This window comes from Autumnicola patrickiae (assembly GCF_031846525.1).
Classification (GTDB): Bacteria; Bacteroidota; Bacteroidia; order Flavobacteriales; family Flavobacteriaceae; genus Autumnicola; species Autumnicola patrickiae.
Window position 1 is genome coordinate 23,635 of the sequence record NZ_JAVRHM010000002.1, and the last position, 14,537, is coordinate 38,171.

Here is a 14,537-nt window from a genome sequence, read left to right on the forward strand (position 1 = left end):
CTCTTTTTAATAACGATGAATGCCAGCTATAATTATGTTAATATGAAAAAAAGTAAACTGCCACTTTTTGAAAAATGTATATTTACAGATAATTTTACATCTCATTAGTTAAAATACTTTATGTCTCAACCAGTCCTGGAATTAAAAAATGCAGCTATTTATCAGCGTGAAAGTCTAATCCTTTCTGAAGTTGATGTAACCGTGAACAGAGGTGACTTTGTCTACCTCATCGGAAAAACGGGTACAGGAAAAAGTAGCTTTATGAAAACGCTCTATGGCGATCTGCCTTTAACCGAAGGTGAGGGCCATATTGTTGATTATAACCTGCGGACTTTAAAGGAAAAAGACATCCCCTTTTTACGCCGGAAACTTGGTGTGGTTTTTCAGGATTTTAAATTACTTACCGATAGAAATATAAAAGACAACCTTCTTTTTGTGCTTAGGGCGACCGGTTGGAAAGACCAGAAAGGAATGGACAGTAAAATTGATGAAGTTCTGGATAAGGTGGGGATGAAAACCAAGGGTTTTAAATATCCTTATCAGCTTTCGGGTGGAGAGCAGCAGCGAGTTGCCATTGCCCGTGCGCTTCTTAACGATCCAGAATTAATTCTTGCCGATGAACCTACCGGAAACCTGGATCCGCAGACTTCTGTTGAAGTTATGGAAGTACTTCAGGAAATCAGCAAAAACGGAAATACGATTCTTATGGCTACGCACGATTATGCGCTCCTGCTGAAGTATCCTTCCAAAACATTAAAATGCGATGGACAAAGGGTTTTTGAAGTGGTACAGAAGACGGTGTAGGTCGGAGTTCGGAATTCTTTTTGAAGTTGTCAGTTTTGAGTTGTCGGTTGTCAGTTCTGGAAAACGCTAAAGAAAATTAGGAAGAAAAAGAGAAGTCTTCAAAATGGCAATTATCGACTTCTGCTAGTTTGGAGTTCAGAGTTTGGAGTTCGGAGAGTTTCATGTTTCAGGTTTCATGTTTCAGGTTTCAAAAAAAGGAGAGGGTTTTAAAATGGCAATTATCCACCTTAGGTTGCACCACGAATCCACGAATATTCTCTGAGAACTTCCGCAGAAATTTTTTCAGGATAAAACAAGCCATGCCTTAAAAATGGCAATTATCGACTTCAGTAAGTTCGGTGTTTATAGTTCGAAGTCTTTCACCGTTTGAGCGAAGTCAAGACCCATTGTGTTCTTTTTCACAAAAATAGTGTTTACTGCCTCTAACCAACCTCTTGACTCCGCTCGGGGCGACATTCGTTTCCTGGCACCCTGAGTCTTGTCTCCGGTTTCCTGATTCAGTTTAAGATAGCACTTCAAAAATGGCAATTATTGATATTCTGTTTTATTCAGAGTTACTACGTTTTCTCTTTTTGAGATTCATTTGAACTACGGCCATCAGTATTAGAATAATCCCCAGCCATTGAAAAACATCTACTCGTTCATTAAGTAAAAAATAGGCCATTAATACAGCAGCAGGCAATTCTATAGAGGAGATAATCGCCCCCAGTCCCACTTCAATTTTTGGCATACCAGCAGTGTAAAGCAACGGTGGGAGAATTGTACCGAAAAGGGCGAGAATCAGACCCCATTTTATCAGAATATCAAAATTAAATTCTTCCACAATATATGGCCCCGTTATAGCACTTACTACAAGAAAACCTCCCACCATCATCCAAAGGCTGCGTCGCAGGGAAGGCATATTAAGAGAAACTGTGTTTGAGCAATAAATAGTGCCTGTATATGATAACGCAGCCAGCATTCCCCAGCCAATGCCCCGCCAGTCAATAGAAAATGTGTCATTCATCACGTTGGTAGCCAGCACAGTTCCGGCAAGAATGGCCAGAACAGCCAGGATTTTTTTAAGCCCGGGCTTCTTACGTTGCAACACAGCTTCCAGGACTACTCCCATCCACACGCTTTGCATCAACAACACAATCCCAATTGAGACAGGAATGTATTTAACAGCCAGATAATAAAAAGTACTGGTTAAACCTAGGGTAGTACCGGCGGCGATAAGCTTAAACTTGCTCATGGCTCCTGCCTTTTCAGAATTTTCCTTCTTCTTTTTTCCGAAGAAAAGGTTTATAACTAAAAGTCCCACTAAACCCAGTGCCATTTGGGAAAAAGTGATTTCGTGAGAAGTATATCCTTCTTCGTAAGCCAATTTCACAAAAGTAGTAAGCATACCATAGCTACAGGCTCCCAGCCCTACCAGAATAGCTCCTTTTAATACTGATTTGTTCATTAATTATTTGGGTAAAAACTTTTTGATGTGAAATTTGCCCTGCCTTGCGGCCAGTAACGCAATCCCATAAAAAAGCTGCCTCAAAATAGTTTCCGAGGCAGCTTTTATAGAATATAATATTTACAACTACATTATTTTATTACGCTTACGATCATTTTCAGTAAGGTGAATTTTCCTGATACGGATATGGTTTGGTGTAACCTCAACATATTCGTCTTTCTGAATATATTCTAAAGCTTCTTCCAGTGAAAACTTAATTGCCGGAACAATCTTCGCTTTATCATCTGCTCCTGAAGAACGTACGTTAGAAAGCTTCTTGGTTTTAGTAATATTTACCGCCATATCATCCTGACGGGAGTTCTCACCAATCACCTGACCTTCGTAAATATCTTCTCCCGGATCTACGAAAAACTTACCTCTGTCCTGAAGTTTATCGATAGAATAAGGAATAGCTTTTCCTTTCTCCATAGAAACCAAAGAACCGTTTTGCCTCTCCGGAATACCTCCTTTTAACGGCTGATATTCTTTGTAACGGTGAGCCATAATCGCTTCTCCGGCAGTAGCTGTTAGCAACTGATTTCTTAAACCGATAATGCCTCTTGAAGGGATAAGGAACTGGATAACCATACGTTCACCTTTTCCTTCCATGCTTAACATTTCCCCTTTTCTCATCGTCACCATTTCTACCGCTTTTCCTGAAACATTTTCAGGTAAATCGATAGTCAGTTCCTCAACCGGCTCACATTTAACTCCGTCAATTTCCTTGATGATTACCTGTGGCTGACCGATTTGAAGTTCGTAACCTTCACGACGCATTGTTTCGATTAAAACAGATAAGTGAAGTACTCCACGGCCAAAAACCATAAATTTATCAGCACTATCAGTTTCTTCAACTCTAAGCGCAAGGTTTTTCTCAAGTTCTTTGAACAGACGGTCTTTAATATGACGGGAAGTCACGAATTTACCGTCTTTTCCGAAGAAAGGGGAGTCATTAATAGTGAAAAGCATACTCATCGTAGGCTCATCAATTGCAATGGTTTTTAAACCTTCAGGATTTTCAATATCGGCAACCGTATCACCAATTTCAAAACCTTCAAGACCAACAATAGCACAAATATCCCCCGCCTGTACTTCTTCAATCTTTCTACGGCCTAAACCTTCGAAAGTATGTAATTCTTTAATTTTTGTTTTCTTAATGCTACCATCGCGCTTTACAAGGGAAACCTGCTGATTTTCTTTTAAAGTTCCTCTCTGAAGTCGCCCAATAGCGATCCTTCCTGTAAAGGAAGAGAAATCCAAAGAAGTGATAAGCATTTGAGGTGACCCTTCAAGATCTACTTTTGGAGCAGGAATATGTTCAATAACCATGTCAAGAAGAGGCTCAACATTTTTGGTCTCATTCCTCCAGTCATCACTCATCCAGTTATTTTTAGCTGAACCGTAAACTGTTGGGAAATCCAGCTGCCACTCTTCAGCACCAAGTTCGAACATAAGATCAAAAACTTTCTCATGCACCTCCTCGGGAGTACAGTTTTCCTTATCTACTTTGTTGATTACAACACAAGGTTTTAAACCAAGGTCAATCGCTTTTTGAAGTACGAAACGAGTTTGCGGCATAGGCCCTTCAAAGGCATCAACCAATAGCAAAACTCCGTCTGCCATGTTTAAAACACGTTCTACCTCTCCCCCAAAGTCGGCGTGACCGGGAGTATCTATAATGTTTATTTTTGTGTCTTTGTAAGTAACCGAAACGTTTTTGGAAGTAATGGTAATGCCGCGTTCTCTCTCGAGGTCGTTATTATCCAGGATAAGATCTCCGGTATTTTCATTATCGCGAAAAAGCTGACAATGGTACATAATTTTGTCAACCAGGGTAGTTTTCCCGTGGTCAACGTGTGCAATAATTGCAATATTTCTGATAGCTGTCATATAAGCCTGTTTTAAAAGGCTGCAAATGTACACCTATTTTTCAGGAATTTACCAAACTTCGGGGAGATAATTATAAAATTTGACATTCCTTTTATATGCGGGCAATAAACTGTAAATCAAACTGCTATATTTTTTATATCTGAAGGGCAAAAATGAGTGAATATACCAACATTAGCGGCAAATTATGCTCATTTCTGCACAAAAAAGCCGGAAAAAGCTTCTAAAAACCCTCTTTTTTAGCTTCGAAAAAGATATTTTAACCCTTTCGGAAGCTTATTCAGTAAAGTAATTTAAGTCGACCCTCAAATTTGGCAATTATCGATCATCTGCAGATGGACCGTACGTAGAAGGCACCGGAATGTCCAATAACCTGAAGTAAACGCCCATTTGTGCACGATGGTGCGGAAGCTGACCCAGGACCATCGTTCTTAACATTTCCAGCCGTGGCATTTCCATTATTTTAATTCCGTTATGGAGCATTCGCCAGTTTTTTTCATATTCCTTATCGTCCTTTTTAAGGGAATTTTCTGCCTGGGAAAGATTGATTTCGAAAGCTTTAATAATTTCAGGAATCGTACTGAAATCCGGCGTTGTGTAAGAACCCAAATCCATCTCTTCCAATTCCATGGTCGCCGTAATCCAACTAGGTATTTCAGCCATGTGATTCGCCAGTTGTTTAAAGCTCATAGATTTTGGGTGCGGCCGCCAATCCAGATTATCTTCAGGTATACGCTTAAAGAATTTAGTAGTTAAAGCCGCTTCCTGCCGAAGCTGGGGCAATAAAAAATCCCGGATATCCATGGTACAAGTATTAGGATCATTCTTGTGAATTTACAATAAATTTGAAAACGCTTATCTTAACAGGAACGTTAAATTTTTTACTGAATTTCTCGTCCTGCCAATTAAAGAACAGAAGATTAAATTCTATTATCTTTGTTTTAGAAGTTCCTGAATTGGACTTTTATTTATTTCAAAAATCTATCACAATGAAGCTGAATACTATTCCGAAGATAAAAAATACAGATTCAAACAACTTCTTTTTGCTTTGCGGCCCCTGTGCTATTGAAGGAGAAGAAATGGCTTTAAGAATAGCTGAAAGAGTTGTAGAAATCACCAGCAAACTGGAAATTCCTTACGTTTTTAAAGGTTCCTTTAAAAAAGCAAACAGAAGCAGGATAGACAGTTTCACCGGAATTGGAGACGAAAAAGCATTGAAAATCCTCAGAAAAGTTTCCGAAACTTTTGATGTTCCCACCATCACCGATATCCACGAAATAAGCGATGCCGCACTTGCTGCCGAATATGTTGATATTTTACAAATTCCGGCGTTTCTTGTAAGACAAACAGATCTTGTTGTTGCTGCCGCGGAAACCGGAAAAACGGTTAACCTAAAAAAAGGTCAGTTTATGAGTCCGGAAAGCATGAAACACGCTGTTACGAAAGTCCGCGACTGCAACAACGAAAATGTAATGGTGACAGACCGTGGGACGATGTTTGGCTACAGTGATATGATTGTTGATTTTAGAGGCATCCCTACGATGAAAGAGTATGCGACTACGGTTTTGGATGTCACACACTCCCTACAGCAACCCAACCAGAGCAGCGGAGTAACCGGTGGCCGTCCCGATATGATAGAAACCATCGCCAGGGCAGGAATTGCTACCGGAGTGGACGGTTTATTTATGGAAACGCATTTTGATCCTGCAAATGCCAAAAGTGACGGTGCGAATATGCTCCACCTGGATCATTTAGAAAAAGTACTGAGCCATCTTGTGGCGATTAGGAAGACTATAAATGGATTCTAGGTGATCCTTAACTGAAGATCTGATGAGCGACAATGTCTCCCCGGAGCTTATAAGCACTAACTTAATGGTCAACAAATACTTAAAGCTATGATTTCAAAAATAAAGGGGGAAACTATATTTTATTCGGCTATTTCTATTTTCTGTTATTTCACGTTTTTGTTTTATAACGAATACGTGCTGAAATTGGAAAATTTTGTAATTGGTTTTTTTCAGGAGCTCTTAACAATCCCTTTTTTAGGCTTACAATTCCTCCTCTTCGTGTTTGTTTTCAATAGAATAGTCAGAAGAAAAGAATTTTCCATAAAAAACTATTCCTTCTGGGCATTTTGGATTCTGCTTGTTAGTAATTCTATAACTCTGGGTAGTTTTTTCCTGAATATTGGTTAAGTAACATTCCGATAAGCCCGATCTCGCTAGCATCGATACTGGTAGTTAATCAAAAAAAAACTTTAAACGGAAACTTCTCTCTAAACCGAAAATTGTCATTTTGAGAGCCAGACTTTTTGGAGGTCACTTTATCTGAAGTTGCACCATTACCGGAAAATGATCTGAAGGATATTTTTGATCATAAGAATTATTCAGCACCCCGTACTTTGATACTTCTACTCCTTCTGAAATAAAGATATAATCAATCCGGGAGATTGGTAGCTCATTATATTCATAGGCATTGAAAGTTTTATCCGGACCAAAAGGGGCCTCTTTGCTAATCGTTTTGCTGTCGTTCAGCTTTTTAGAAAGGTATTTAATACTTTTAGATTCCGGTTCCAGGTTAAAATCCCCTGTCAGGATTACAGGATAATTTTTCAGGTTCACTTCTTCTATTTTTTGCCAAAGAAGCTTTACGCTTTCTTCCCGCGCTTTATCTCCTCTATGATCAAGATGAGTATTGAAGTGCCAGAATTTCTTTCCTGTTCCTTTCTCCTGAAACAGCACATACGTACAGATACGCGGATAAGCAGCGTCCCATCCTTTGGAATATTTTTCGGGAGTTTCAGAAAGCCAGAAAGTGTTACTCTCCAGCACTTCAAATTTTTCTGTTTTATACAAAACAGGAGTCAATTCCCCTTTTCCATCCTCGTTACGACCAGTACCTATATAAGAATAGCCTGGCAAATGCTCCTTAAAATAATCCAGTTGCTCATGCAGCGCTTCCTGCAGGCCAAAAATGTCGGGAGCATAGAATTGCATAAGGCTGGTTAGAGACTTCTTTCTTTTGGACCAGCTGTTTTCACCATCCTTTTCGTTGGCATACTTAATATTGTAGGTCATTAACTTCATAAACTTATTGTATGGTTTCGCAGTAGGATTGAAAATTAAGAGGAAAAATTTAATCTGCATATTAAATTTTCTTAAAGATGAAGTGGTAAAAGTGCTGCGGACAATCAGAAATTTTCCCGAAGAAATTGTAAAAGTAAAGAAATTTATCACTTACTTTGTAATTCAAAGTACTTCATAATGGAAAACAAAAAGTATCTGAATGATCTAAGTGAGATCAGGGAAATGATGAGCCGCTCCTCAAGGTTTATTTCCCTTAGCGGATTATCGGGAGTTTTCGCGGGCGTATATGCCATTATAGGCGCAGCGGTAGCCAAAAGTCTTTTGGCCAGCCACGGTAACGTTTATGATAAAGGCGCCAATGCTTTAAGTATGAATACGGAAGATTCCCAGCTAAGAGCAGAATTAATCCTTGTTGCTGTTAGTGTCCTTATACTCGCTATTGCAACTGCCATTTTCCTCACAACGCGCAAAGCCAAAAAGAACAATCAGAAAATATGGGATAGTACAAGCCGAAGATTGCTCACCAACTTTTTTGCCCCTTTAAGCGCAGGTGGAATGTTTTGTTTAGTTTTATTACAGTATGAACTTGTAGGGCTTATTGCCCCAGCCATGTTACTTTTTTACGGAATGTCATTGGTGAATGCCAGCAAATATACCTTTAGTGACTTAAGGTCTTTGGGTTATGCAAATATGCTTCTCGGATTAATTGCCACGCAGTTTATTGGCTATGGAATTTACTTTTGGGCAATGGGATTTGGAGTTTTTCACATTATTTATGGCCTGGTAATGTACAATAAATATGAGCGAAAAAGAGCTTAGATGAAAAACATAATCGGCAACATAAATAAAGCTTTTGATCATCGCATTAGGCTCGGGATTATGAGTATTCTTATGGTCAACGAGTTTGCTGATTTTAAATCCCTGAAGGAACTTTTAGGTGCTACAGACGGGAATATTGCCAGCCATACCAAGGCTCTGGAAAAACAAAAATATATAAAAGTGGAAAAATCATTTATAAACCGAAAACCAAACACCCGCTACCTGGTAACAGACAAAGGCCGGAAAGCTTTTCAGGAACATCTGGATGCACTGGAAAAACTTCTCAATTCAGGAAAAGGAGGTTAATCCCAGAGAAACAATAAAAAGAAAAAAATTTTATGTATAAACTTTGAATTTCAAAGTACTTTAATATTTTGTTAACTATAATTAATCATCATGAAAAACAAAAGATTTTTAACCATTGTACTTATTGTTGGAGCACTATTATTAATTCCGTTAATCGCAATGCAATTCACCGATGAAGTGGTATGGACAATTTCCGATTTTCTTGTCGCCGGAATACTTCTTTTTGGCACCGGTCTCGCCATTGACCTTGTTCTAAGGAAGATTTCCACTACAAAAAACCAGATTATTGTATGCGGAATTATCCTTGCAACATTATTTATAATCTGGGCAGAACTGGCTGTGGGTATATTTGGAACTCCTTTCGCAGGAAGTTAAGCTAAAGGAGAAAGTTAAACAGCAGCAATTAAAAGGTTATGACGACAAAATATTTTGTAGATAAGGATTCTATAGTACGGCAAATCTGGGGGAAAGGAGACACCATCCTTTTTATCTTTGTAGGCGCTTCCGCAGAATTTGCACTTAACAAAGCGGTAGATTGGCTTTATTTTACGGGACGGCTTCCCGCTGATCCTCTGGGAAGGCTCTTCTCAACTGTATCTTATGCCAGAGAAATAGTTTTTTCTGAAGAACAATCGGCACTTCGAGCTATAAACTGCATTAACAATATACATTCCGCAGTGGAAAACAGCCGCGGCGCAAAAATTCCGGACTGGGCATACAAGGATGTTCTTTTTATGCTTATAGATTATTCCATCAGATCCTTTGAATTGCTGGAGCGTAGTCTCACTTTAGCCGAAAAGCAGGAAGTATTTCATGTGTTTTACCGGGTAGGCGAATACATGAAATTAAAGGACTTGCCGTCCAGTTTTAAAAACTATAAAAAGATGCGCCAAACACACCTGCAACAGGATCTTTATTACGGAAAATATACAGAGGATCTATTCATACAATATCAGCAACATCTCGGTTTTGTCCGTTATTGCTTATTAACAGAAACCCAAAATCTCATTTGTCCATACGCAGTGCGGCAGTTCCTGGGGTTTTGGAGAACCTCCTTATTAAAACCGGTGATCTTCTTTTACAAAATAAGCAGAAGCATAAAAATTGACTGGCTACTGAAACAACTCATCCTTCCACCTGCTTACAAAAAAGAAATACGCTCACTGGACAGTTTTCCGGCTTGAAACTGAGAACGCCATGAAAATTTGTCAAGTTTTGTAAAGAAAGAATTAATTGAAGCCACTATCAGGGGGAAAAAACACATCATCTAAATCAATCAAAAAATGAACGATCAAACATCACAAAACACCGGTAGTAAAATAATCTATTGGATTAAAAATTCCATTTCCGCAAGAATGTTTATGGTAGGAGCCCTTATTCTTATCTTACTCATCCCCCTCCTATTTGTTCAGGAATTAATAAGAGAAAGAGCTATTCGCCAGGAGAATGTGGTTTCAGAAATAAATGATAAATGGGGAGATGAGGTGCTGGTATATGGTCCTGTGCTGAAAATTCCTTACCGTACCTTTCGGGAAAAATCGATTACTAACTCCCAAACAAAAGAAGTTACTACTGAAAGTATTGAAGAAGTACGATATGCTTATTTCCTTCCGAAGGAACTTAACATCAAAGCTCTTGTAAACCCCGAAATGAAAAAGCGCGGGATTTACAAAACTGCAGTGTATAAAAGTAGAACCGAATTAACAGGAAGCTTTTCTGTTCCCAATTTTGATGAAGAAGACATAGCCGAAGAGCATATTATCTGGGAGAAATCCAGGATTATCTTCCAAATTTCTAACCTAAAAGGTGTAAATGAACAGGTGAACATCAGCCTCGGCCATGTGCAGTACAATTTCACCTCTAAATATCAGGAACAAACTTCCCTTCCCGGGGCAGAAAGACAATTGTTTTCTATGGAAAGCGAATCTTTAAAAGAAAAATCCCTTCCCCAAAAGAATCCTGTTTCTTTCAGTATGCAACTTTCAGTTAACGGCAGTTCCCAAATTAGCTTTGTTCCTGTTGGCAAAATTACAGAAGCTCAAATTAGCTCCAACTGGAAAACTAACAATTTCACGGGCAATTTTCTTCCTTATAATGAAGACAAAATCACCGCTGAAGGTTTTAATGCAAAGTGGAAAATCCTGGATATTAACCGGCCTTTTCCGCAAAGTTTTATTAGTACACTTCCCAATCTCTCAGAATATGCCTTTGGAGTAAATTTTATGATTCCGGTAGATGAATATCAAAAAAGTGAACGTGCAGCAAAATATGGTTTCCTGGTTATAGGACTCACCTTCCTCCTCTTCTTCCTTATCCAAACGTTGAGCAATATTCCCATACATCCATTCCAGTATGTAATGATAGGACTCGGGCTTGTTATGTTTTATACGTTACTTATTTCTATTTCAGAACACAGCAGTTTTCTTAAAGCTTATTTAATTGCCGGAACTGCCATAATCCTGTTGATTACACTTTACTCCAAAAGTATTTTAAAGGGCTGGAAGTTTCCCTTATTCATTGGGCTTGCCCTTAGTGCCCTTTACTCTTTTATTTACATCATCATTCAGCTGGAAAGCTATGCCCTTTTAGTAGGAAGCATTGGCCTCTTCATGATTCTTGCCGGAGTAATGTATGCTTCAAGAAAAATTGATTGGGAAAATTATTGAGCTAATGAACTTTTCCCGCAAAATTTGATCAGATTTAGCGCCTAATCCCGGCAAAAAAAAGCATTTTTAGCCAAATTATTCTGGCAATGCAATTGTGGAGGTAAACAGTGGCAAATTTATCATATTCAGCACAGGTGTTGAATAATTCTAATCGCAGATAAAGGATACAAATATTTATATGTACCTTTGCATTCCGCATTTGAAAGGTGGTCGAAAATTGCCATTTGGAAGGCTGCCTTAGGAATTGCAGCGAAAGTCCTTTTTATTTTGTTATTCGACTCTGTTCGAAACAGCGAAAAGAAAAGAATAGAAGCGGAAAGCGCGACCGCCGAAGACCTGAACTTGTTAAAGGTGAAATTGAGAGTGCGGTTTGGCATGAAAAATGCAAGAATATATAAGAAGTTCTTTTACATAATGGGGTCGACTTGGTTTTGACAGCGAGTCTAATTGAGTTGTAAGCACGTCGAGCGCTGGGATATAGCTCGTAAATCTCATATTTCACACTTTTTTAAACGGCGAGAATAACTACGCCTTGGCTGCGTAACCGAATCACAGTAGGTTACACTTAGTCCCTGCAAGGCAGGGAGCCAAGATGTCTCGTGGAAGCCTTGATTTACGGCGTCCACAACAGAGGCACCGATAAAGTAAATATAGGAACTGCAGGGCCTTGATGTAGTTTCGAAATCTAAGCGAGGATACGTGTAAAGTTGGTGGTTTTCGGCCGGCTTTGCATCGACAACCAAACGAAGGCTAAGCGTGTAGAAAGCATCTGAATTGCTTGTTTGGACGAGGGTTCGAACCCCTCCGACTCCACTTTTTGAGTAGCAAACTCAATCAAAAACCCCGAAATCCTAGGATTTACGGGGTTTTTCATTTTTAATGATGTCGTTTAATATCAATTGATATCAAATTATTTGTGTGCAATTCGGTGAGCACTATAATCAATGAAAAATTGCACACTGAAGAGTCTAAAATAGCCCATAATCCGCTTTATTCCAGTTCTTTAAAAAATCATAAAGTTTTAAATGACATGGTAAAATAATGTACATTAATCACTCATTTTAAAGCTGAAATTATGGACACTTATCATCACGTATCATTTTACACCAGAAAAAGTCGTAGCAACAAGTCAACAGAAAGTGATATTTACCTACGAGTAACGGTCGATTCCAAGCGATCTGACATGAGCATTGGAAGAAAAGTTGACCCTCGAAAATGGAATTCTACTTCCGAAAAAATGATGGGGCGCAGCCAAGAAGCTCAGGAAGTGAATAACTACATGGACGTTTTGAAAAATAAATTGAAACGAATCCAGCAAAATTTTTTAGACCGAGATCAGCGAATTACGCCAACCACATTGATCAGAGAATTGAAAGGCGAGAACAAGGATAATTCTAAAATGGCCCTGAAAGTTTTCAAAGAGCACAACGAGCAAATGGACCGCCTTTCCGGAAAAAGTATTTCTAAGAGCACTGCTAAGCGCTACTGGACCTGTTACAATCATGTAGAACAATTCATTAATGAAGTTTACAGGTCTGACGATTACCGGATGAAGGACATCGACCATCAATTTATCACCAGGTTTGAATATTTTTTAAAAACGGAAAGAGAATGCAATCACAATTCTGCCCTGAAGTATGTCAACAACTTTAAGAAGATCATCCGCATTGCGCTTGCCAATCAATGGATGGACAGGGATCCTTTTTATAATTATAAAGTACAATTTGAATCTGTGGAGCGCGAATTCCTTAATGAAGATGAAGTTAAGGCTCTCGTAGAAAAAGAACTTCATTTTGACCGTTTAAGAGTTGTCAGAGATCTATTTGTCTTTAGTTGTTATACCGGGTTGGCTTATGGTGATGTTGAAAAACTTACTGAAAATGATATTACAAAGGGTCTCGATGGGGGAAAATGGATAAGAACAAAAAGAAAAAAGACTAAATCCTTAAGCAGCATTCCTTTACTTCCCATAGCTGAAGAAATCATCGAACGCTATAAAGATTATCCCAGAGTTAAGAATAAGCATTGTATTCTTCCGGTTCCCAGTAATCAAAGATATAACGCCTACTTAAAAGAAATAGCAATGATGTGCGGGATAAAAAAATCCCTTACCACCCACTTGGCTAGACACACCTTTGCCACCACCATTACCTTAACTAATGGAGTTCCAATAGAATCGGTGAGTAAAATGCTAGGTCATAAAGATCTTAGAACTACCCAGCACTATGCCAAAATTGTGGATAGAAAAATAAGTGATGATATGAAAGCGTTAAGAGCAAAACTAGAAGAAAAGGAAAATAAAGATTCAGATAAACCCTCTTCTAAGAAGAAAAAATAGCGTGTTATTCTGTTCATTCCAGGTCACAAAGCTTGTCAATACCTGATTGTAATTTAGCCTACTCTTCATTAAAAAGATCTAGTACCTCCCTTTGAGGGTCTGTAATATAGTTACCCAAGGCTCTCAAGGCCCTTTCCTGGATTTTACCGAAGCTTTCTGATTCTAAATTACCACTGGCAATGCAAAAATCTTCAAAATGAAGAATTTGAGAGAGGTAAGTGTCATTCTCACCATAGTACATGATAGTAACATTACTGCCACTAAAAGCCAATTGTAACGAATAATCTATGTTCTTAAAATAGTCCGGGGTATGGATATCTGGCATTTCCAATGATACTTTGTTGGTTTCCGGATCATAAGACAGCAAGGTTGGTAAATAAACTTTCCCCAATTCTAACATTAGTATTTTAATTTACGTGCCAATTGCTTAAAAGTAATATTTTTACTTTTAAATAATACAGTTTATTGGGTGGAAGGTCATATCATATTAGCGGCAATCCCGTCATAACTTAGGTTATAAAAGGTGAATACCCGTTCAGCCCTTTTCCGCTGCATTTCGCAAAAGCTTCATTCCGGCAAAAGCGCTTCTCTATAAAAGTCTTGGACACCATCGAAGAAATTTCGACTTCCATTCCGCTAACCCGATGAAAATATCGGAACGCTTCATTCCAGCTCGAAATTTTGCGATGAAGTCCGCCAGATTGAACTTAGACTTATAGCTTTTCTTTCCCAAAGAAAAATAGGGATATTTCCTAATCCTTGTTCAAATTTCATCCTCACAGCCATCCCTTTTTAAGACGCAAATAACAACATCCTCTCTTGGACAGCGGCATAAAGCCGTTCCGGCTTCGCCTACTCTTTTTATACGCTTTACCAAACCCGGATGTTGTAAAACAAAAGCATCAAAAAAGGTAATGTGACGGCTCTGTAGGAAGTAAATCCATAAGGAAAAAGTAGAATCAATTCCAAATCTCAAAATATAGATCTAGTCTGATGTTAAAAAAACAAAAAAAGGAAAATGCTCTGGATATAATAAGTAAATCATTTAAAAATAAATTTATTGGCGGGTCAGGTATAGCAAAATTGAATAGGTTTTTTTCAGGTTAAGGGTGGAAATTTAAGATGGGTTTATAGCTTCTAAAATG

At 38.5% G+C, this 14,537-nt stretch carries 13 protein-coding genes and 1 other RNA gene; 9 read left to right on the forward strand and 5 right to left on the reverse strand.

Annotation, left to right across the window (positions count from 1 at the left end; all coding sequences use genetic code 11):
- Positions 1-120: 120 nt before the first annotated feature.
- Positions 121-804, forward strand: a complete 684-nt coding sequence (locus RM549_RS02895; RefSeq protein ID WP_311680786.1) for a cell division ATP-binding protein FtsE — start codon at positions 121-123, stop codon at positions 802-804.
- 544 nt (positions 805-1,348) lie between these two features.
- Here the strand turns inward: RM549_RS02895 and RM549_RS02900 are convergent.
- The 3 genes from RM549_RS02900 to RM549_RS02910 all read right to left on the reverse strand — a co-directional run bounded on the left by RM549_RS02900 (position 1,349) and on the right by RM549_RS02910 (position 4,981).
- Complete coding sequence (locus tag RM549_RS02900; RefSeq protein WP_311680789.1) at positions 1,349-2,251, reverse strand: EamA family transporter; 903 nt, start codon at positions 2,249-2,251, stop codon at positions 1,349-1,351.
- 126 nt (positions 2,252-2,377) lie between these two features.
- On the reverse strand, positions 2,378-4,180 hold the full coding sequence (gene typA, locus RM549_RS02905; protein WP_311680791.1) for a translational GTPase TypA: 1,803 nt from the start codon (positions 4,178-4,180) through the stop codon (positions 2,378-2,380).
- A 315-nt stretch (positions 4,181-4,495) separates the two neighbouring features.
- Entirely contained in the window at positions 4,496-4,981 is a 486-nt protein-coding gene (locus tag RM549_RS02910) for a DinB family protein (RefSeq protein ID WP_311680794.1), read from the reverse strand.
- Between the two features lie 185 nt (positions 4,982-5,166).
- Between RM549_RS02910 and kdsA the strand changes: the two genes are divergently transcribed.
- Positions 5,167-5,985 (forward strand): 3-deoxy-8-phosphooctulonate synthase, encoded by an 819-nt coding sequence (kdsA, locus tag RM549_RS02915; RefSeq protein ID WP_311680796.1) that lies wholly within the window; start codon positions 5,167-5,169, stop codon positions 5,983-5,985.
- A 510-nt stretch (positions 5,986-6,495) separates the two neighbouring features.
- Here kdsA and RM549_RS02920 read toward each other — a convergent pair.
- Positions 6,496-7,323: an endonuclease/exonuclease/phosphatase family protein gene (locus RM549_RS02920; RefSeq protein WP_311680798.1), complete on the reverse strand. Its 828-nt coding sequence runs from the start codon at positions 7,321-7,323 to the stop codon at positions 6,496-6,498.
- 117 nt (positions 7,324-7,440) lie between these two features.
- Here RM549_RS02920 and RM549_RS02925 point away from each other — a divergent pair, with 117 nt between their 5' ends.
- The 7 genes from RM549_RS02925 to RM549_RS02955 all read left to right on the forward strand — a co-directional run bounded on the left by RM549_RS02925 (position 7,441) and on the right by RM549_RS02955 (position 13,392).
- Positions 7,441-8,082: a hypothetical protein gene (locus RM549_RS02925; RefSeq protein WP_311680800.1), complete on the forward strand. Its 642-nt coding sequence runs from the start codon at positions 7,441-7,443 to the stop codon at positions 8,080-8,082.
- Positions 8,083-8,388 carry a winged helix-turn-helix domain-containing protein gene (locus RM549_RS02930; RefSeq protein ID WP_311680802.1) on the forward strand — a complete coding sequence of 102 codons (306 nt, stop codon included), beginning with the start codon at positions 8,083-8,085 and terminating at the stop codon, positions 8,386-8,388.
- A 90-nt stretch (positions 8,389-8,478) separates the two neighbouring features.
- A complete protein-coding gene (locus RM549_RS02935) occupies positions 8,479-8,763 on the forward strand; it encodes a hypothetical protein (protein WP_311680804.1) in 285 nt (94 codons plus the stop codon).
- 38 nt (positions 8,764-8,801) lie between these two features.
- Positions 8,802-9,572, forward strand: a complete 771-nt coding sequence (locus tag RM549_RS02940; RefSeq protein ID WP_311680806.1) for an oxygenase MpaB family protein — start codon at positions 8,802-8,804, stop codon at positions 9,570-9,572.
- Positions 9,573-9,671: 99 nt separating this feature from the next.
- Positions 9,672-11,054, forward strand: a complete 1,383-nt coding sequence (creD, locus tag RM549_RS02945) for a cell envelope integrity protein CreD (RefSeq protein ID WP_311680808.1) — start codon at positions 9,672-9,674, stop codon at positions 11,052-11,054.
- A gap of 416 nt (positions 11,055-11,470) precedes the next feature.
- Positions 11,471-11,870, forward strand: a transfer-messenger RNA (tmRNA) gene (gene ssrA / locus RM549_RS02950).
- A 259-nt stretch (positions 11,871-12,129) separates the two neighbouring features.
- The gene (locus RM549_RS02955; RefSeq protein ID WP_311680812.1) at positions 12,130-13,392 is read left to right on the forward strand and encodes a site-specific integrase; all 1,263 of its coding nucleotides are present in this window, start codon (positions 12,130-12,132) and stop codon (positions 13,390-13,392) included.
- Between the two features lie 58 nt (positions 13,393-13,450).
- On the opposite strand, the gene RM549_RS02960 is transcribed toward RM549_RS02955, so the two are convergent.
- The gene (locus RM549_RS02960; protein WP_311680820.1) at positions 13,451-13,792 is read right to left on the reverse strand and encodes a hypothetical protein; all 342 of its coding nucleotides are present in this window, start codon (positions 13,790-13,792) and stop codon (positions 13,451-13,453) included.
- Positions 13,793-14,537: the final 745 nt, after the last annotated feature.